This is a genomic window from Streptomyces sp. MBT65, from assembly GCF_016612545.1.
In the GTDB taxonomy this organism is placed as follows: Bacteria; Actinomycetota; Actinomycetes; order Streptomycetales; family Streptomycetaceae; genus Streptomyces.
Map to the genome: position 1 here is coordinate 1 of NZ_JAENRY010000162.1, position 17,746 is coordinate 17,746.

Here is a 17,746-nt window from a genome sequence, read left to right on the forward strand (position 1 = left end):
CCCCCGCACCTGCCGGTCGTACGACAGCGAGAACCGTCTCCACCCGCAGCCACACCCGCACCCACCCGCCGCCGACGACGGTTCCGGGCCCCCCGGGCCCTCCGCGAGGACGCCTTCTGGACCGGGGCGCTCACGGCGCTCTGCATCGGCGGACTGCTGATGGCGATCCTCGCCACAAGCTGACCGCCTGCCGTCGGCGGGCCTTGGTATACGTGGGGGCTTGACTTCAAGCGCTTCAGGTATCGGAGGCTCCTCCCATGGCAGCAGCGACGAGCGAGCAGGCAGCGGATCTGACCGTTCAGGAGATGGCGCGGCGGTCCGGTTTCAGTGAGCCCACGCTTCGCTACTACGAGAAGATCGGCCTGCTGGGAACGGTCGGCCGGGACGAGTCCAGTGGTCATCGCCGGTACGGGCCGGCGACCGTGGCCCGCGTCGAGGCGCTGTCCTGCCTGCGCTCGTCGGGGGTCACGGTCAGCGGGATGCGCCGCTATCTGGACCTGCTCGCCCGAGGGGACTCCGCGGCGGCCGACCAACGGGATCTGTTCGCCTCGCAGGCGGAGAAGCTGGCCGCCGACATCGGGCAGCTCCAGCTGCGCCTGACGTATCTGCGGCGGAAGGCGGATCTGTGGGACGCCCGGGTCCGCGGGGACGCCGCCGCCGAGAACCGCGCGACCGAAGCGGTCCTGCGCGTACTGGAACAATTCACCCACTGAAGGACTGAATCCGATGGGCACAGACGATCTCACCGCCTCCTCCCCCGGCAGCGGGACGGTACTGGTCACCGGCGGTACCGGCCTCGTCGGCGGGCACTCGGTCGCCCGACTGCTGCGCGAGGGGTACCGGACCCGTGTGACGGTCCGGGGGCCGGAGCAGGAGGCCGGGGTGCGGGCGGCCGTCCGGCAGGCCGGGGTGGATCCGGCGGACCGGCTGGAGTTCGCCGTCGCCGACCTCGGCGCCGACGACGGCTGGGGGGACGCCATGCGCGGCATCGGTCATGTGCTGCACCACGCGTCGCCCTTCCCCTCCAGCGCGCCCGCGACCGAGGACGAACTCGTCGTCCCGGCCCGTGACGGCACGCTGCGGGTCCTCTCCGCGGCGCGGGAGGCCGGAGTCGTGCGGGTCGTGATGACGTCCTCCTACGCCGCGGTCGGATACACGCTCAAGCCCGACAACCACTACTCGGAGGCGGACTGGACCGACCCGGACACCGAGGGCCTGCCCGCCTACCACAAGTCGAAGGTCCTCGCCGAGCGCGCGGCCTGGGACTACGCCCACGCCCACGGGGACATCGAGCTGACCGTCGTCAACCCCACCGGCGTCTTCGGCCCGCAGCTCGGCACCCGGCCGTCCGGCTCGGTCGGCCTGGTCAGGGCCATGCTCACCGGGCAGATGCCCGCGGTGCCGATCATGTACTTCGGCGTCGTCGACGTACGCGACGTCGTGGACCTGCATCTGCGGGCCATGCTGCACCCGAAGGCGGCGGGCGAGCGCTTCATCGCCGTCGGCGGACCGGCGATCAGCTTCCTGCGCATGGCGCAGATCCTGCGGGAGCACTTCCCCGCCGCGGCCGACCGGCTGCCCTCCGTCGAGCTGACCGTCGAGCAGGTGCGCGAGGCCGCGAAGACACAGCCCGCCCTGCGGGACGCGGCGGCCCTGGGCGGCCGGATCCCGGTCATCAGCAACGAGAAGGCCCGCTCGGTGCTTGGCTGGGAGCCTCGGGACGTCACCGAGACCATCGTGGCCACCGCGGAGAGCCAGATCCAGCGGGGCCTGTGAACGCACGCACCTGAACTCACGCACCGACGAGAGGACTCCCGATGTCCCGAGCCGTGGTCCTGACCGGATTCGGTCCGCCCAGTGTTCTCGAACTCCGTGAGGTGGAGGTGGGGCCGCCCGGCGCCGGTCGGATCCGGGTCGCGGTGACCTTCGCCGGAGTCGGTCCCACCGATCTCGCGATCCGCGCCGGGAAGGTGAAGGCCTTTCCGGCCGGACCGGGAACCGCGCTCGGGTTCGAGGCGGCCGGTGTCGTCGACGCGGTCGGCACCGGGGTGGACGACGTGGCGCCCGGCCAGGAGGTCGCGGTCTTCCTCCCCGGGCTCGGCGGCTACGCCGAACACGTGCTCGCCGAGCACTGGGTGGCCAAGCCCGCCTCGGTGAGCTGGGAGGACGCGGCGGCCCTGCCCGCCTCCGGAGAGGCGGCGGCCCGCACGCTGGCCGAGCTGGAGCTGCGGGAGGCCGAGACGCTGCTCGTGCTCGGCGGCCTCGGTTCGGTCGGCACGATCGCCACCCAGCTGGCGGTCGGCCGGGGCGCCCGGGTGATCTCGGCCGTGCGGGCCTCGGACTTCGCCGCCGCCGAGAAGCTCGGAGCGGTACCCGTCGCCTACGGTCCGGATCTGCTCGACCAGGTGCGCGCCAAGGCCGGCCGGGTCGACGCCGTACTCGACGCGGCGGGCAGGGGCGGCCTGGAGGCTGCCGTCGAGCTGGCCGGCGGAACGGAACGGGTGATCACCCTCTCCGACCACCGGGCCGCCGAACTCGGCGTCCGGCTCTCCGGCCCCGACCCACGCCGTATCCCCGCGGCGCTCGCGGAGGCCATGGCGGCGCTCGCGGCCGGTGCCCTCGCTCTCCGGCCCCGGATCACGGTGCCGCTGGCCGAGGCGGCCGACGTGCACGCCCGGCTGGAGGACGGCCGGGTCCGCGCAAAGGTCCTTCTGGCCACCTGAACAGGGTCTACTCCTGCCGCCACAGACAGAACGGATGGCCCGCCGGGTCGTAGAGGACCCGTACGTCGTGCTGGGGCTGGTACTCGGCGAGGGTGGCCCCCTCCGCCACCGCCCGGGCCGTCTCGGTGTCCAGGTCGTCGACCTCGATGTCGAGGTGCAGCATCATCTGCTGCTCGCCGGGGTCGCGGGTGGGCCACACGGGCGGGACGTACGCCGGCTCGGTCTGGAAGGACAGGGCGGTGCCGCCGTCGGGCGGGCCGATCAGCACCCAGTCGGGTTCCTCGGCCCGGACCACGTAGCCGAGCAGGCGGAGGTAGAAGCCGGCCAGCTCGTGCGCGTCGTGCGTGTCCAGCACCACGGTCGACAGTCTCGTAGGCGACATGCCCGCCTTCTTACTGGCGCCGCTTCTTCCCGTCCAGCTCGTCCCACCACTCGTCGGACTTGGGGTCGCCGGAGGGGTCGTCCCACCAGCGGTCGTCGGGGCCGCGCCGGTTGGCGACCATCGCGGCGACGGGCGGGATCAGCATCGCGACCACACACATCCCGACGGCCACGGGCACCGACCAGATCCGCACGACTCCCCAAGCCAGGACGAAGAGTCCGATGCAGATGCCCATCATGACGAAGTACGTGCGTCGGCGGCGTGCCAGCATTCTTCAAGGGTAGGCCCGCACATGCGAAAGGGCCGCACCTCAGGAGAGGTGCGGCCCTTCGGCCGTAGAACGGCGATCAGACCGCGATCGCCACCTCCGCCAGGCCGCCCGTCTGGGCGACGACCGTGCGGTCGGCGGTGGCGCCGGGAACGAGGGCGCGGACGGTCCAGGTGCCCTCGGCGGCGTAGAAACGGAACTGGCCCGTCGCGGAGGTCGGGACCTCCGCGGTGAACTCACCGGTCGAGTCCAGGAGACGGACGTAGCCCGTCACCGGCTCGCCGTTGCGCGTCACCTGGCCCTGGATGGTGGTCTCACCGGGCTTGATCGTCGAGGCGTCGGGGCCGCCGGCCTTCGCTCCACACATGTCTTGTTTCCTTCAGGTCGCAGCGGTTGTGCGGGGGATTACTTGTTGGCGCCGAGCTCGATCGGGACGCCGACCAGGGAGCCGTACTCGGTCCAGGAACCGTCGTAGTTCTTGACGTTCTCGACACCGAGCAGCTCGTGCAGCACGAACCAGGTCAGGGCCGAGCGCTCGCCGATACGGCAGTACGCGATGGTGTCCTTGGCCAGGTCGACCTGCTCGTCGGCGTAGAGCTCCTTGAGCTCGTCGTCCGACTTGAACGTGCCGTCGTCGTTGGCGTTCTTCGACCACGGGATGTTGCGCGCGGACGGGACGTGGCCCGGACGCTGCGACTGCTCCTGCGGAAGGTGCGCCGGCGCGAGCAGCTTGCCGCTGAACTCGTCGGGCGAACGGACGTCGACCAGGTTCTGCGCGCCGATGGCGGCCACGACGTCGTCGCGGAACGCGCGGATCGCGGTGTTCTGCGGCTTCGCCTTGTAGTCGGTGGTGGCCCGCGTCGGGACCTCTTCCACCAGCTCGCGGGCGTCCAGCTCCCACTTCTTGCGGCCACCGTCGAGGAGCTTGACGTTGTCGTGGCCGTAGAGCTTGAAGTACCAGTACGCGTACGAGGCGAACCAGTTGTTGTTGCCGCCGTAGAGGATCACCAGCGTGTCGTTGCCGATGCCCTTGCCGGACAGGAGCTTCTCGAAGCCCTCCTGGTCGACGAAGTCACGGCGTACCGGGTCCTGGAGGTCCTTGGTCCAGTCGATCCGGATCGCGTTCTTGATGTGGTTCTTCTCGTACGCGGAGGTGTCCTCGTCGACCTCGACGATGGCCACGTCCGGGTTGTCGATGTTGGCCTCGACCCAGTCGGCGTCGACCAGGACGTCACTGCGGCTCATGCTTTTCTCCTCCGGGGCAGTTACGGCGGTGCGGTGCGTGCGAGAGGGTGCGCGATCGCGCGGGTGCCCTGAGATCGAGGGCACGGGGGAAGACGGAAGCCTGCGCTTCCGCTCAGACAGTGCGACAGAGCATGGCGGCGACGCGGCACAGGTCCACTGCCCGCCGCTTCGTGAGGTCGTCCGCCTGGCCCCGCGGCCGGAGGGCGCTAAATGTGCACTGCATAGTCACGATCGTAGGGACGGATCGCGGCGCATGTCACCGGTGTGTCGTATTTTGAGACGCGATCGTCCGCCATGTGAGATAAGCAGCACGGTGGAGGGGTGACGGCGGGGCACCACGGCCTCCGTCGTCCTCACCGCACCTGTCGTACGGACACTGCCGTCTCGCCCCTCGGACAGGCCACTGCCCGCCCGGACCCGTCCTACCCGGCCAGGTTCACGTTCGAACCCTTCACCTTGATGTCCACACCGCCCTTGGCGGCCTGCACGCTGTCCAGCTTCACTCCGCCGGGCAGTTCGGTGATCGTCTGCTGGAAGTCGGTGATCGAGCGGATGCGGGAGTCGGCGAGGTCGACGACCAGCTTGGGCAGGTTGTCGGCGTGCACCTTCACGGTGTTGCCGACGACGGTGACCGTGCTGAGCACGGGGTACGTCGTCGTCCCGATGCCCGTGACCGTGACCTTCATGTCGGCCTTGATCTTGCCGTCGCCGCCGTCGGAGAGGCTGACGAGCTGGGCCTTGACCCCGGTGAAGACGTCCGTCGGCTGCGACTTGGCGGCCTTGAGCAACTGGTCGTAGGAGATGCTCGCGGAGCCCGTCGCGGTGGCCGCGATGGCGGAGCTGTAGCCGCTGGAGAACTTGACGTCCTTCATGTCGGCCTTGAGGTCGTCGATCCGGATCGTGGAGGCGCCGCCGGTCGTGTTGCCCGTGGGCGCCTCGTAGGTCTTGATGCCGAGCTCCACGTCGTCCAGCTCACCGGAGGCGACCTGGGTGAGGAAGGGGAAGCCCTTGATGGAGACGTCGGGGGTGGTGGCGAGGTTCTCGTCGGTCTTCACCTTGGACGCCGCCTCGTTCTCGGCGAAGTGGACCGCGACCCGGTCCACGACCACGAAAAGGGCCCCCAGAATAACCACGACGATCAGAAGTATTCGTAGCCCACGCATTTGCGGTGTTCCCCCACCTGGTGGTCGTCGGCGAAAGCGGTACGACGACCGGGTAGCCGCCCTGCGCGAGAGTAGTCCCGCAAGGTGTGTACGGCGGAGAATTGTCGATCACCTGTGACAGGTCGCTTAACTGCCGCCTACAACAGGGCAGTTGGCCCGCGGACTATCCGAGCGCCCGTCCCAGGACATACACCGCGGGGGCCGCCGCCGCGAGCGGCAGGGCCACACCGGCGGTGAAGTGGACGAAGCGGGACGGGTAGTCGTAGCTCGCGACCCGGTGGCCGATCAGGGCGCAGCCCGCCGCGACCGCGCCGAGCAGCGCGCCCTTCGCGCCCAGGCCCGTCATCCCGCCGACGGCGATCCCCGCACCGGCGGCGGCGAGGAGGGACACGACGACCGACGCCACGGTGGGCAGCGGCAGCGCGCGGGCCAGGATCGCGACCGCCACGGCGGCCGCGCCGACGGTGACCGCGTCCGGGTCGGCCGCGAGGTGACCGGTCGCGACGATGGCCAGGGCCGCCGAGGCGACCGTCGCCATCAGACTCGTGATCCGGGTGTCCGGGTCGGCGTGCGACCGCAGTTGCATGACGAGGGAGAGCAGGACCCAGACACCCAGGGTGCCGAGGATCGCCGCCGGGCCGTTGTCCCGCCCGGCCGCGAGCAGCGCCACGTCCGCGACGAGCGCCCCCGCGAAGGCCAGCGCGATGCCCTGCCGCGCGGGCCACATCCCGTTCAGCCGGAACCAACCCGCCGCCGTCACGGCCTGAAGCACCACGAGCGGGACGACGAGGGCGTACGACCCGATCTGCGCGGTGACCGCGAGCAGCAGCGCCAGCAGGGCGGTGAGGCCCGCGGGCTGCATCCCGGGCTCGATGATCGGCGAGCGACCCTCCAGTCGGGCGCGCTGGGCGTCGGTGATGCGGGCGTTGCCGGCGAGGGAGGGCGGGCCGTAGCCGGCCGCCTCGTCCGTGGCCGGGGGAGCCGGGGGCGCGGTCGCGGGAGCCTGCGCGTGGGCGCCGTAACTCGGCTGCGGCGTTTGGTAGTTCTGCGGCGGGAAGTACGCCAGGTCGGACGCGGAGGGTCTCGACTGCTGGACCTGGGTGTCCCAGGTCTGGCCCTGCCACTGCTGGGTGTACTGCTGCGCGGCCTGCGGGTCGTCGTACGCCTGCTGCTGCCCGGGCCAGGCCTGCGCCTGCTGGGCCTGCTGCTGCGCCTGCTGCTGTTGCTGCTGGGCGTAGGGGTCGTAGCCCTCGCCGTAGCCCTCGTACGGTTGGTTGCTCATCGCTTCGCTCATCCTCCTGCGAACGGCGGGAGCACCTCGACCGTGCCGCCCTCGGCCAGCCGTACCGTCTCATGTCCGCGGGTGCCCACGGGGTCACCGTCGACGAGGAACGAGCATCGCAGCAGTACGCAGGCGAGTTCCCCGGGGTGTCGCTCGCGGACCTCGGCGAGGGCCTCGGCGAGGGTGGCCGCGTCGTACGGCTCCTCGGCGATGCCGGCCGCGGCCTTCGCGGCGGCCCAGTAGCGCACCGTGACCTTTGGCATGTGCTTCCTCTATAGATCGGTGTCAACAGATCGGGTGTCGACACCGCCAGGCTAACCGTCCTGTGAACTGCCCCAGCGCCCGATACGGGCCAGCAGGTCGTCTGCGGAGGCGTGTTCGGCGTGGCCCATGCCGGGCTCCACCCAGAGTTCTGCGTGGTCACCGGCGGCTTCGGCCAGCATGCGGGGGTGGTCGAGGGGGAAGTAGCCGTCGCGGTCGCCGTGCACGATGAGCAGCGGGGTGGGCGCGATGTGCGGGACCGCCTCGACCGGGGAGAGCGGGACCGGGTCCCAACCGCCGTCGTGGATACGGGTCTTGAGGCCGTAGCGGCCGACGAGCCGGCCCTCGGGGCGGGTCACCAGCCAGTGCACCTTGCGCATGGGGGCGGTGCCCCGGTAGTACCAGCGGGCCGGCGCACTCACCGAAACCACGGCGTCCGTGTGCGCTTCTGTGCGCCCCTCGCGCCCCTGGCCGTCGGCGTGCGCCTTCGTGCCGTAGAGCGCCGCGTGCCGCAGCACCACGGAACCGCCCATCGAGAAGCCGACGGTGACCACGCGCGCGTGCCCCTGCTCGCGCGCCCAGGCGATGACCGCGGCCAGATCGAGGACCTCGCGGTCGCCGACGGTGGAGCGTCCGCCGGAGGCTCCGTGGCCCCGGAAGGAGAAGGTGACCACGGCCCCGTACTGGGCGAACGCCTCGGCCACCCGGCGGATGTGCGGCTTGTCCACGTCGCCCGTGAAACCGTGCGCGATGACGAACACCGGATCACCGGAAGGTGACCGGGAGGCGTCGTATACGGCCGCCCCCGGTTCGTATACGGAATCGATCGTCACCCCGTCGTCGGTGTGCAGAAACGTCCGCAAAGGTGTGCGTCTGATCGTCTCAGAGTTCGGACGAACGGTGGATCGTGCCACATGACCTGCCGTACCAGCGCTCATGTGGGCTATTCTGCTGGACAGAGGACTCGGGCAGCGAAGCCCCCGGGTCCTTTTGTGCTTCCGGGAGCGTTGTATACGAAGCGGTACACCACGGGAAACCACAGGTGGCCGCCGGTGATACAGGGCCCTCGGAACCACAATCGCTGTGCCGCACGACACACGTCCTCGCAGGGACCGAGGAGGAACCAGACGTATGAGTTCTCTGCTGCTCCTGACCAATGCCCTCCAGCCGTCGACGGAGGTGCTTCCGGCCCTTGGCCTGCTGCTGCACAACGTGCGCGTGGCACCGGCGGAAGGCCCCGCCCTCGTCGACACCCCCGGTGCCGACGTCATCCTGATCGACGGCCGCCGTGATCTGCCTCAGGTCCGCAGCCTGTGTCAGCTCCTGCGCTCCACCGGACCCGGCTGTCCGCTCATCCTCGTCGTCACCGAGGGCGGCCTCGCGGCCGTCACCGCCGACTGGGGCATCGACGACGTGCTGCTCGACACGGCCGGTCCGGCCGAGGTCGAGGCACGGCTGCGGCTCGCCATGGGCCGTCAGCAGATCGTCAACGACGACTCCCCCATGGAGATCCGCAACGGCGATCTCTCCGTGGACGAGGCGACGTACTCCGCCAAGCTCAAGGGCCGGGTCCTCGACCTGACCTTCAAGGAGTTCGAGCTCCTCAAGTACCTCGCGCAGCACCCGGGCCGCGTCTTCACGCGCGCACAGTTGCTTCAGGAGGTCTGGGGCTACGACTACTTCGGCGGTACGCGGACGGTCGACGTCCACGTACGACGGCTGCGCGCGAAGCTCGGGGTCGAGCACGAGTCGCTGATCGGGACCGTCCGGAACGTCGGTTATCGATTCGTTACGCCGGAGAAGGGCGAGCGGGGCGACCGTGGCGGCGAGGAGGCCAAGCTCAAGGCAAGCGCGGCGCTCGCCGGCGCGAAGCCGGAGGATGCGGACGGTGCGGCCGATCAGGTCGCGCTGGACGGTGCCGAGATTCCGGCCGAGATCAGGGCCGAGGCGTAACCGTCCCGGGGCCGTAATCGGGCAGGGCGTGGCTTTCGGTGTCGTTTCCGCGCGCAGCGTGTGCGCGGAAGCGAAGAGAAGCTTCGATACGCCCTGCCCAGGGCGGGTCCATCCGCGTAGACTCCGCGCGTGGCCAAGGTGACTCGGGATGATGTGGCGCGGCTGGCGGGTACCTCGACCGCTGTAGTCAGCTATGTCATCAACAATGGACCCCGGCCGGTTGCCCCGGCCACGCGCGAGCGTGTCCTCGCCGCGATCAAGGAACTGGGGTACCGGCCGGACCGGGTGGCCCAGGCCATGGCCTCGCGGCGCACGGACCTCATAGGCCTGATCGTGCCGGACGCGCGCCAGCCCTTCTTCGGGGAGATGGCGCACGCGGTCGAACAGGCCGCGTCCGAGCGCGGGAAAATGGTGCTCGTCGGCAACTCCGACTATGTGGGCGAGCGCGAGGTGCACTATCTGCGCGCGTTCCTCGGGATGCGGGTCTCCGGCCTGATCCTCGTCAGCCACGCGCTGAACGACAACGCGGCCGCGGAGATCGAGGCCTGGGACGCCCGGGTCGTCCTGCTGCACGAACGCCCCGAGGCGATCGACGACGTGGCCGTCGTCACGGACGACCTCGGCGGCGCGCAACTGGCCGTCCGCCACCTCCTGGAGCACGGCTACGAATACGTCGCCTGTATGGGCGGTACGGCGGACACCCCCGCCGTCGGTGACCCGGTCTCCGACCACGTCGAGGGCTGGCGGCGCGCGATGGCCGAGGCCGGCCTGCCGACCGAGGGGCGCCTCTTCGAAGCCCCGTACAACCGCTACGACGCGTACCAGGTCGCCCTGGGCATCCTCGCCGGCCCTCGCCGGCCGCCCGCGATCTTCTGCTCCACCGACGACCAGGCGATCGGCCTGCTGCGGGCCGCGCGCGAACTCCGCATCGACGTGCCGCGCGAGCTGGGCGTGATCGGCTTCGACGACATCAAAGAAGCGACCATGGCCGACCCGAAGCTGACAACGATCGCCTCGGACCGCCCGGCGATGGCCCGCGCGGCGGTGGACCTCGTCCTCGACGACGGGTTGCGGGTGGCGGGGTCGCGGCGGGAGCGGCTGAAGGTGTTTCCGTCGCGGCTGGTGATACGGCAGTCGTGCGGGTGCGAGGGCTGAGGTCTTGGGCTGCGGGGGCTGAGGTCTACGGCTGCGAGGGCTGAGGTCTTCAGTTGCGGGGGCTGACGCCCGCTCCTGGCCCGTCCGTCGCGGAGGTGACCGGGGGCCATCGGGGGTCGGAGGCCACCGGGGCATCAAGGGCCACCCGGTTCGCTGGAATCCCCGAGTTTCCGGGGCCCCGGCGTCTTTATATCGGGCATACGAGGTTCTGTCGGGCTTCTCAGCGGGCACTCAGGTACCTCTCATGATCACGCGACAGTCTCTTTTCCATGACCGAGAGCTTCCGCCGCAGCGGCGAGTACGAGACCCCCCAGGGCGACCAGCCGCAGGCGTACCCCCAGCAGCAGCACGCCTCTTCTCCCGTGAACCCGGAGTGGCCGCCCCCGCCGGCCTACCAGCCGGTGCAGCAGACTCCGCCCGCCGAGCCCGTGTGGCCGGCCCAGGCGCCCGTCCCCTCGCCCGCCCCGCAGGCCGCCTTCGGCGCCGACGGCGGTTCGTACGGCGGCGGTGGCGGCGGCGACACGGCTCTCCTCACCCCCGTCCAGGCCGAGGCGCCCAAGCCGAAGAAGCGCAACCGGGGTCCGCTCGCGCTGCTCGCCGCCGTGGCGATCGTCGCCGCGGCCGTCGGCGGCGGCACGGCGTACGCCTTCCAGGAGCTGACCGGCAAGGACACCGTCGCCACCACCAGCACCACCACGGCCGTCGTGCCCTCCAGCAAGAAGGGCGACGTCGCCACCATCGCCGCGACCGTCAGCCCCAGCGTCGTCGAGGTCAACGCCACGCTCAGCAACGGCACCTCGACCGGCGCGGGCGTGATCATCACCGCGAACGGCGAGGTGGTCACCAACAACCACGTCATCGCGGGCGCCACCTCGGTCAAGGTCAAGACGAGCGACGGCAAGTCGTACACCGCGACGGTCGTCGGCACCGACAGCAAGAAGGACCTCGCGCTCCTCAAGCTGGCGAACGCCTCCGGCCTGAAGGCGGCCACCCTCGGCAACTCCGCCGGTGTCCAGATCGGCGACACGGTCGTCGCGATCGGCTCGCCCGAGGGCCTCACCGGCACGGTCACCAGCGGCATCGTCTCCGCCCTGAACCGTGACGTGACCGTCTCCACCGACGAGAGCCAGAGCCAGGGCAGCGGCGGCGACAGCGGCCAGTGGCCCTTCCAGTTCGGCGGCCAGCAGTTCAACGGCGACACGGGCTCGTCGACCACGACGTACAAGGCCATCCAGACCGACGCGTCCCTCAACCCCGGCAACTCCGGCGGTGCGCTGATCGACGCGAACGGCAACATCATCGGCATCAACTCCGCGATGTACTCGTCGAGTTCGTCCTCGTCCTCGTCCTCCGACGCCGGAAGCATCGGCATCGGCTTCGCCATCCCGATCAACACCGTCAAGGCGGACCTCGCCTCGCTGCGCGCGGGCGGCTCCGACAGCTAGGTCAGTGGCCCAACAGCAACCAGTAGGGAGTACGTCATGATCAAGCAGGTTTCGCACACGGTGACCGACACCGGAGCGGCCGGTCTCGGCCTGGCCCTCGGGGTGGCGTACGAACTGCACGCGCCGCTGACCCGGGCGCCGGAGGTGGCCCCGGAACTCATGGGGCTCCGGACCAGCGCGGCGCGCACGCACCACCGGAAGGTGCCGCTGAAGCGCCTCCAGACAATGCGTGGCTGAGCACGGGGCAGGGGAAGCCGAAGGGGAAACCAAAGGAGAAGCCGATCCGGGTAACCGATCTCACCCTTTTTCTCACTTCCTCCCCTCTTCACGCGCCAGCCGGGAAACATGCGAGGCTGATTGCGACCAGCCGAGCCTTGTCTCCCCGTCCCACCGCACCCGAGGAATCCAGCCATGAGCCCCGCCGAAGGCGACCGTGACACCCAGCGCATCCTGATCGTCGACGACGAGCCGGCGGTACGCGAAGCACTCCAGCGCAGCCTCGCCTTCGAGGGGTACGACACCGAGGTCGCCGTCGACGGCGCGGACGCGCTGGAGAAGGCGACCGCGTACCAGCCCGACCTGGTCGTCCTCGACATCCAGATGCCGCGCATGGACGGCCTGACGGCGGCGCGCCGGATGCGGGGCGCCGGGACGACGACCCCGATCCTGATGCTGACGGCCCGCGACACGGTGGGCGACCGTGTGACCGGGCTCGACGCGGGCGCCGACGACTATCTCGTCAAGCCCTTCGAACTCGACGAACTCTTCGCGCGGGTACGGGCGTTGCTGCGCCGCAGCTCGTACGCGGCGGCGGCCGCGGCCGGGGCGGCCCCCGAGGACGACTCCCTCACCTTCGCCGACCTCCGCATGGACCTCGCGACCCGCGAGGTGACCCGGAACGGGCGCCAAGTGGAGCTGACCCGCACGGAGTTCACGCTGCTGGAGATGTTCCTGGCGCATCCCCGCCAGGTCCTCACCCGCGAGCAGATCCTCAAGGCGGTGTGGGGCTTCGACTTCGAGCCGTCCTCCAACTCCCTTGATGTGTATGTGATGTACCTGCGCCGGAAGACCGAGGCAGGGGGCGAGCCTCGGCTGGTGCACACGGTTCGGGGCGTGGGGTACGTGTTGCGACAGGGTGGGGCGGAGTGAGCAAGCTCGGACACCGGTTCCGGACGCTGCCGATCCGGTCACGGCTGGCGATGCTGGTCGCGGCGGCGGTGGCCTTCGGAGTGGCGGCCGTTTCGGTCACTTGTTGGTTCATCGTGCAGGGGAAGCTGTACGAGCAGTTGGACAACGACCTGTCGAGGTCGGCGATGAGGGGGCCGAACCAGTCTCAGCAGGTCCAGGTCCAGATCGCCCTCAGCAACTGCTCGACGACCCCGCAGGGCGGCAACGGTTTCGTCCGGAACGGCTACTCCCAGGTCGTCACGGAGAAGGGGAAGATCTGCGTCCAGGGCGACTCCACGGGCGTGGTCAAGGTCACCCAGGCCGACAAGAACGCGATCAAGGACGCGAACGAGACCCGGGTCTATTACCGCAACGGCACCGACACGAACGGCAACGAGCTGCGCGTGATGACGCGCTTCGTGGCCCCGACCATCACCTCCTCCGGAGCCGCCGGACCCAACGTCGGCCTCGTGGTGGCAGTACCGCTCAAGAGCACCCAGAACACGCTCAACGAACTCGCCCTGATCCTCCTCCTCGTCTCCGGTATCGGAGTCGTCGGCGCCGGTGCGGCCGGACTGGCCGTCGCGCGGGCAGGTCTCCGGCCCGTCGACAAACTCACCGAGGCCGTCGAACACGTCGCCCGTACCGAGGACTTGGCCGTCCGCATCCCCGTGGACGACGACAGCGACGACGAGATCGCCCGCCTCTCCCGCTCGTTCAACTCGATGACGACCTCGCTGGCCAACTCCCGTGAGCTGCAACAGCAACTCATCGCGGACGCCGGTCACGAACTCCGCACCCCCCTCACCTCCCTCCGTACGAACGTCGAACTCCTCACCCGCAGCGAGGAGACCGGCCGCCCGATCCCCCCGGCCGACCGCAAGGCCCTGCTCGCCTCGGTGAAGGCGCAGATGACCGAACTGGCGTCTCTGATCGGCGACTTGCAGGAACTGTCCCGTTCGGAGGGCCAGCGGGGTGAGCGCGTCCAGGTGGTGTCGTTGCAGGACACGGTGGAGTCCGCGTTGCGCCGAGCCCGGCTGCGCGGCCCGGAGTTGACGATCACGGCGGACGTGCAGCCGTGGTACGTCCAGTCGGAGCCGTCCGCGCTGGAGCGCGCGGTGGTCAACATCCTCGACAACGCGGTGAAGTTCAGCCCCGAGGGCGGCACGATCGAGGTGCAGCTCACGCGCGGAGTCCTGACCGTCCGCGACCACGGCCCCGGCATCCCCGCCGAGGAACTCCCGCACGTCTTCGACCGCTTCTGGCGTTCCCCGTCGGCACGCGCCCTCCCCGGCTCCGGCCTGGGCCTGTCCATCGTCGCCCGCACGGTCCAGCAGGCCGGCGGCGAGGTGACCCTGGCACACGCGCCGGGCGGCGGGACGGTGGCTACGGTACGGATGCCGGGGGCACCCACGCCGCCGGAGACGCCGGAGACGCCGTAGAGCCCCAATACGGCACATACGAGACGTACGACACATACGGCAGCAGACAGGGCCCGGACCGCTCATCGCGGTCCGGGCCCTGTCGTGCCGTACGCCTGCGCGTCAGCTCTGTGCGGTGTCGTCGCCCGCCTGCTCGGCGGCCTCGGCCGCGGCTGCCTTCTCCCGCATCTTGCGGACCAGCTCCGCCTTCTGGTCGGCCGCGCCCTGGCGGTCGAGGTTGCGGTGCGGACCGTGGTTCTGCCGTTCGGCGCGGGACAGCTTCTTGCGCTGGCCGCCGCCCATGCCCACGGGGTTGTTGATGTTCTTGCTCACGGTCATGACAAAGACGGTACCCGGTTCCGTCGGCCCCGCACACCAACCTGTTCGTCCCTAATGGGGCTGTACGGGTGAAACGCGGCATACCTGCGCATCCCGTGGGGAGGGTGATCCTGGCCCGCACTCACCACCTTCGGGGACTCACCACATGCGTCAACTCGCCATCGCCGCCGCACCCGTTACCGCACCAGCTCACACCTCTGCCCCGGCCGCCGTACCGCCGGGGCAGGTGTATTTCTGGCCGGAGGCCGGGCAGATGGGCGCGGGCGGCGGCTGTCTGTACCGCGAGATCAGGCCGGACGACCACTCCGACAACTGGGCGGAGTGGGGCGGCAGGTTCGACGGGGTCAGCGACACGAGGATGGGCTGCGAGGCCGGTTGAACGACGAGTCGATCCACGGATGCGCTCGCCCTCTCCGCGTGCGGCCAGGCTGCTGACGGTGGTGGGACTGTTCCTCACCCTCACGGCCTGCGGCACGAACTCGCCCGCCCCAACTCCCGCTCCCCGCCCCGCTCTTGACGACGTCATCAAAGCGGCGACCCAACTCCTCACCGATGACTGCCTCACCCGGCAGCACCTCACCCCACCGCACCCCGGCCGGAGTTCACTGCCGCGGGCCGAGCAACTCCGGGTCTCCGACGCCCTGTTCGGCACGGGCCGGGCCCAACTCGCCGTTCGCCTCCCGACCGGTTACGTCGTCCGCACCCACACGGACGGCTGCCTGGCCGCCGCGAACCAGCGGCTCTACGGCGACGGAGCGCGCTGGTTCCGTACGTCGGTGATCGTCAACAACCTCGGGCCGGAGGCCGCGCACGCCCGCCTCCCGCTCGCCGAGATCCGGGCCCGCCACCACGCGGAGCTCGCGGACTGGCGCCGGATGCGCACCCGCGCGCTGACGGTCTCCCTGAACCTCCTCGCCGAGGATCACGACCACTCCCCCTCGAAAGGAACCCCCACCCCATGAAGCGCACCCTCGCACGGCGCGTGACCTCGCTCCTCGCCGCGTCCCTCCTCGCGGCCGGCGTCGTCCTCACGACCTCGGCGTCCGCGCAGGCCGTGCAGTGCGGCAGCGGCAACTTCTGCGTCTGGACGGACGCGAACTTCACCGGCCTGAAGATCGAGCACAGCGGCGACGACCACTGGTGGGAGGGCGACATGGCCTGGCACGACTCGTCCTGGGCCGACCACGGCATCTCCGGGCCGGGAGTGAAGGACCACGTCAAGGTCTACTCGGCCCGCGAACTCCTCGGCTCCGTCACCATCTGCCTGGCCCCGGGCCAGGAGGTGGGCTACAGCGCGAACGCCAACGACAAGGGGGCGTCGCACACGTGGACGATGGGCTGCTGAGGAGGCGGTCGTAGGGGAACGCGGAGTTGACCGGCGGAGCTGTTCCAGCGGGGCTCGGGGCCAAGCCTGTTCGGGGCCGGGTCGGCTTGAACTGGTCCGCCGGTCACGGCTGAGCCCGGGGCGGCCGGTCCGTTCGCGAAGTGCTCATCGCAGAGCGGGCGGCCGCCCATGCGTTCACGCGACTCCTTGCGCGCGGCTGCCATCCGCTCTGCCGCCTGTTCCCATGTCAACTGCTCGGCAGCCAGTTGCTCGACGAGTTGCCTCACGGACACGCCTCGGTCCTCGGCGACCCGGGCGAGATGGTCCCGGGCCTGGCGGGACACCCGGATGGTCGTGGTCTCTGCCATGGCTACTCCTCCGCCGGAGGCAGAGCAAATGGGGGAGCCGCAGCGACGAACGTCAGGCCTTTCGGCCCACGGCACCCGCACGCGTGACCGACCGCCTCGGCCTTGTTTCCTCCACAGCACAGCCTCCGCCCTTACGATCATCCCCAACACGGGCTCTGGGGAGGGTCGATGGGCGGGGACGGAACCGGGATCGAGCGGGAGTACCGGCGGCGAAGACCGTTGTCCGCCCCCTGGTGGCAGGTCGGCATCGATGCGCTCGTCTACGGCGGCATCGTCTTTCAGACGACGACGGTGGATCCGCCGTTTCCGGCCGGGCGTTGGGTCAACATCGTGCTGCTGGTGCTCATATCGGTCAGGTTCGTCCTGGCGGTGCTCTATCGGCGGCGGGGGCGCACGGTCGTGGGTGCGGAGGGGATCACCGCGCGCGACGCCGTGCGGACGGTCGCCCGGAACTGGCACGACATCTATGACATCCGGGCCGAGTTGAACGCGCGCGGGGGCGAGCACGCCGAGTGGATCACCTATGTCTACGACGGCGACGGGCGCCGGACGCGTCTGCCCTACTTCGACGACTGGCAGCGTCCCGATTTCCATGTCGAACTCGCCGACCTGCGTGCCGAGTCAGCGCAATACCGGGGCGCAGCCTGGGAGTTGCGGCCCGAGGTGGAGGATCGGATACGGGTCCGGGCGCGGCACCGCAAGGTCTGGGGGGCGGGGTTCCTCACGGCCGTCGTCGCCGGGTTCCTCGCATTCATGTTCCTGGTGTTCCAGTCGTGAAGTCCGAGGGTGGGGGAATCGTGGACGAGGGTGGGATCGAGCGGGAGTACCGGAAACGGCGGAAGGTGCCTCGCGGGTGGCTCGCCTCCCTGGGCGGCCTGACGGTGATGAACCTGTCCTACCTGACCCGGCCGATGTCCGGGCCCGACTGGCTGAAGTTCGTCCTCCTCGCGGCCCTGCTGGCGGTCGTCGCTCGGGGGATCCTGTTCATGCGTCGCGGCCGCACGCTGGTGGACGCACACGGAATCACCGTGCGCGGTGCCCTCGTCGAACGTCGGCGATCCTGGCACGACATCTACGACATCCGGGTCCAGCCGATCCCCAAGGCCCCCTCCTACGGGCGGAAGTGGCTGGTCCACCTGTACGTCGGCGACGGCCACCGGTTTCTTCTCCCGCACGTCGACGACTGGCAGCTGGACGACCCGCGGGCCGAGGTCGACGAGCTGCGTGCCGTCGCCGCCCAACAGGTGGAC

At 70.2% G+C, this 17,746-nt stretch carries 26 protein-coding genes; 15 read left to right on the forward strand and 11 right to left on the reverse strand.

Translation table 11 applies throughout. The features are described from left to right. From JHN63_RS53150 to JHN63_RS31325, 4 genes are all read left to right on the forward strand, one after another. The coding region (locus tag JHN63_RS53150; RefSeq protein ID WP_234477996.1) for a hypothetical protein at window positions 1-183 on the forward strand (183 nt) is incomplete at its 5' end. Between the two features lie 74 nt (window positions 184-257). Then, window positions 258-713 carry a MerR family transcriptional regulator gene (locus JHN63_RS31315; RefSeq protein ID WP_200686968.1) on the forward strand — a complete coding sequence of 152 codons (456 nt, stop codon included), beginning with the start codon at window positions 258-260 and terminating at the stop codon, window positions 711-713. 13 nt (window positions 714-726) lie between these two features. Next, window positions 727-1,776, forward strand: a complete 1,050-nt coding sequence (locus JHN63_RS31320; protein ID WP_200686969.1) for an NAD-dependent epimerase/dehydratase family protein — start codon at window positions 727-729, stop codon at window positions 1,774-1,776. Between the two features lie 41 nt (window positions 1,777-1,817). After that, a complete protein-coding gene (locus JHN63_RS31325; RefSeq protein ID WP_200686971.1) occupies window positions 1,818-2,723 on the forward strand; it encodes an NADP-dependent oxidoreductase in 906 nt (301 codons plus the stop codon). Window positions 2,724-2,730: 7 nt separating this feature from the next. Here the strand turns inward: JHN63_RS31325 and JHN63_RS31330 are convergent, their stop codons facing one another. The 9 genes from JHN63_RS31330 to JHN63_RS31365 form a co-directional block, all read right to left on the reverse strand. Continuing rightward, window positions 2,731-3,105 carry a VOC family protein gene (locus tag JHN63_RS31330; RefSeq protein ID WP_200686973.1) on the reverse strand — a complete coding sequence of 125 codons (375 nt, stop codon included), beginning with the start codon at window positions 3,103-3,105 and terminating at the stop codon, window positions 2,731-2,733. A gap of 10 nt (window positions 3,106-3,115) precedes the next feature. After that, complete coding sequence (locus JHN63_RS31335) at window positions 3,116-3,376, reverse strand: DUF3099 domain-containing protein (protein WP_200686975.1); 261 nt, start codon at window positions 3,374-3,376, stop codon at window positions 3,116-3,118. Between the two features lie 76 nt (window positions 3,377-3,452). Continuing rightward, on the reverse strand, window positions 3,453-3,740 hold the full coding sequence (locus tag JHN63_RS31340; protein ID WP_019064558.1) for a DUF1416 domain-containing protein: 288 nt from the start codon (window positions 3,738-3,740) through the stop codon (window positions 3,453-3,455). A gap of 38 nt (window positions 3,741-3,778) precedes the next feature. Next, window positions 3,779-4,618, reverse strand: coding sequence for a sulfurtransferase (locus tag JHN63_RS31345; RefSeq protein WP_200686976.1), 840 nt, complete (start codon window positions 4,616-4,618; stop codon window positions 3,779-3,781). 112 nt (window positions 4,619-4,730) lie between these two features. Then, window positions 4,731-4,841 carry a putative leader peptide gene (locus JHN63_RS54815; protein WP_365309200.1) on the reverse strand — a complete coding sequence of 37 codons (111 nt, stop codon included), beginning with the start codon at window positions 4,839-4,841 and terminating at the stop codon, window positions 4,731-4,733. A 199-nt stretch (window positions 4,842-5,040) separates the two neighbouring features. After that, window positions 5,041-5,781 (reverse strand): DUF2993 domain-containing protein, encoded by a 741-nt coding sequence (locus JHN63_RS31350; RefSeq protein WP_200686978.1) that lies wholly within the window; start codon window positions 5,779-5,781, stop codon window positions 5,041-5,043. A gap of 163 nt (window positions 5,782-5,944) precedes the next feature. Then, window positions 5,945-7,063, reverse strand: coding sequence for a hypothetical protein (locus tag JHN63_RS31355; protein ID WP_200686980.1), 1,119 nt, complete (start codon window positions 7,061-7,063; stop codon window positions 5,945-5,947). A gap of 8 nt (window positions 7,064-7,071) precedes the next feature. Then, window positions 7,072-7,326, reverse strand: a complete 255-nt coding sequence (locus JHN63_RS31360) for a MoaD/ThiS family protein (RefSeq protein WP_200686982.1) — start codon at window positions 7,324-7,326, stop codon at window positions 7,072-7,074. A 51-nt stretch (window positions 7,327-7,377) separates the two neighbouring features. Beyond that, window positions 7,378-8,262 (reverse strand): alpha/beta hydrolase, encoded by an 885-nt coding sequence (locus JHN63_RS31365; protein WP_200686984.1) that lies wholly within the window; start codon window positions 8,260-8,262, stop codon window positions 7,378-7,380. A gap of 193 nt (window positions 8,263-8,455) precedes the next feature. On the opposite strand from JHN63_RS31365, the gene JHN63_RS31370 reads away from it, so the two are divergent. The 6 genes from JHN63_RS31370 to JHN63_RS31395 all read left to right on the forward strand — a co-directional run bounded on the left by JHN63_RS31370 (window position 8,456) and on the right by JHN63_RS31395 (window position 14,486). Continuing rightward, complete coding sequence (locus JHN63_RS31370; RefSeq protein ID WP_200686986.1) at window positions 8,456-9,277, forward strand: response regulator transcription factor; 822 nt, start codon at window positions 8,456-8,458, stop codon at window positions 9,275-9,277. Window positions 9,278-9,406: 129 nt separating this feature from the next. Then, window positions 9,407-10,432 carry a LacI family DNA-binding transcriptional regulator gene (locus JHN63_RS31375; protein WP_200686988.1) on the forward strand — a complete coding sequence of 342 codons (1,026 nt, stop codon included), beginning with the start codon at window positions 9,407-9,409 and terminating at the stop codon, window positions 10,430-10,432. A gap of 269 nt (window positions 10,433-10,701) precedes the next feature. Continuing rightward, complete coding sequence (locus JHN63_RS31380) at window positions 10,702-11,877, forward strand: S1C family serine protease (protein WP_200686990.1); 1,176 nt, start codon at window positions 10,702-10,704, stop codon at window positions 11,875-11,877. A gap of 36 nt (window positions 11,878-11,913) precedes the next feature. Further along, window positions 11,914-12,114 (forward strand): hypothetical protein, encoded by a 201-nt coding sequence (locus JHN63_RS31385; protein ID WP_200686992.1) that lies wholly within the window; start codon window positions 11,914-11,916, stop codon window positions 12,112-12,114. A gap of 174 nt (window positions 12,115-12,288) precedes the next feature. Further along, a complete protein-coding gene (locus tag JHN63_RS31390; protein ID WP_200686993.1) occupies window positions 12,289-13,026 on the forward strand; it encodes a response regulator transcription factor in 738 nt (245 codons plus the stop codon). Then, window positions 13,023-14,486, forward strand: a complete 1,464-nt coding sequence (locus tag JHN63_RS31395; protein WP_200686995.1) for a cell wall metabolism sensor histidine kinase WalK — start codon at window positions 13,023-13,025, stop codon at window positions 14,484-14,486. The genes JHN63_RS31390 and JHN63_RS31395 overlap by 4 nt, the downstream gene beginning before the upstream one ends. Before the next feature lie 102 nt (window positions 14,487-14,588). Here the strand turns inward: JHN63_RS31395 and JHN63_RS31400 are convergent, their stop codons facing one another. After that, complete coding sequence (locus JHN63_RS31400; RefSeq protein WP_200686997.1) at window positions 14,589-14,804, reverse strand: DUF6243 family protein; 216 nt, start codon at window positions 14,802-14,804, stop codon at window positions 14,589-14,591. Between the two features lie 145 nt (window positions 14,805-14,949). Here JHN63_RS31400 and JHN63_RS31405 point away from each other — a divergent pair, with 145 nt between their 5' ends. The 3 genes from JHN63_RS31405 to JHN63_RS31415 are packed head-to-tail and all read left to right on the forward strand — an operon-like array spanning window position 14,950 to window position 16,149. Next, window positions 14,950-15,183 (forward strand): hypothetical protein, encoded by a 234-nt coding sequence (locus JHN63_RS31405; RefSeq protein WP_200686999.1) that lies wholly within the window; start codon window positions 14,950-14,952, stop codon window positions 15,181-15,183. A gap of 19 nt (window positions 15,184-15,202) precedes the next feature. Beyond that, window positions 15,203-15,766 carry a hypothetical protein gene (locus JHN63_RS31410; protein ID WP_200687001.1) on the forward strand — a complete coding sequence of 188 codons (564 nt, stop codon included), beginning with the start codon at window positions 15,203-15,205 and terminating at the stop codon, window positions 15,764-15,766. After that, a complete protein-coding gene (locus JHN63_RS31415; RefSeq protein ID WP_200687003.1) occupies window positions 15,763-16,149 on the forward strand; it encodes a peptidase inhibitor family I36 protein in 387 nt (128 codons plus the stop codon). Before JHN63_RS31410 ends, JHN63_RS31415 begins: the two co-directional genes overlap by 4 nt. Here the strand turns inward: JHN63_RS31415 and JHN63_RS31420 are convergent. Then, complete coding sequence (locus JHN63_RS31420; protein ID WP_200687005.1) at window positions 16,092-16,496, reverse strand: hypothetical protein; 405 nt, start codon at window positions 16,494-16,496, stop codon at window positions 16,092-16,094. The genes JHN63_RS31415 and JHN63_RS31420 overlap by 58 nt on opposite strands. A gap of 219 nt (window positions 16,497-16,715) precedes the next feature. On the opposite strand from JHN63_RS31420, the gene JHN63_RS31425 reads away from it, so the two are divergent. Together JHN63_RS31425 and JHN63_RS54390 are read left to right on the forward strand one after the other, a co-directional pair. After that, window positions 16,716-17,273: a hypothetical protein gene (locus tag JHN63_RS31425; protein WP_200687006.1), complete on the forward strand. Its 558-nt coding sequence runs from the start codon at window positions 16,716-16,718 to the stop codon at window positions 17,271-17,273. A gap of 20 nt (window positions 17,274-17,293) precedes the next feature. Then, on the forward strand, window positions 17,294-17,746 hold a 453-nt coding region (locus JHN63_RS54390), incomplete at its 3' end, for a PH domain-containing protein (protein ID WP_200687008.1).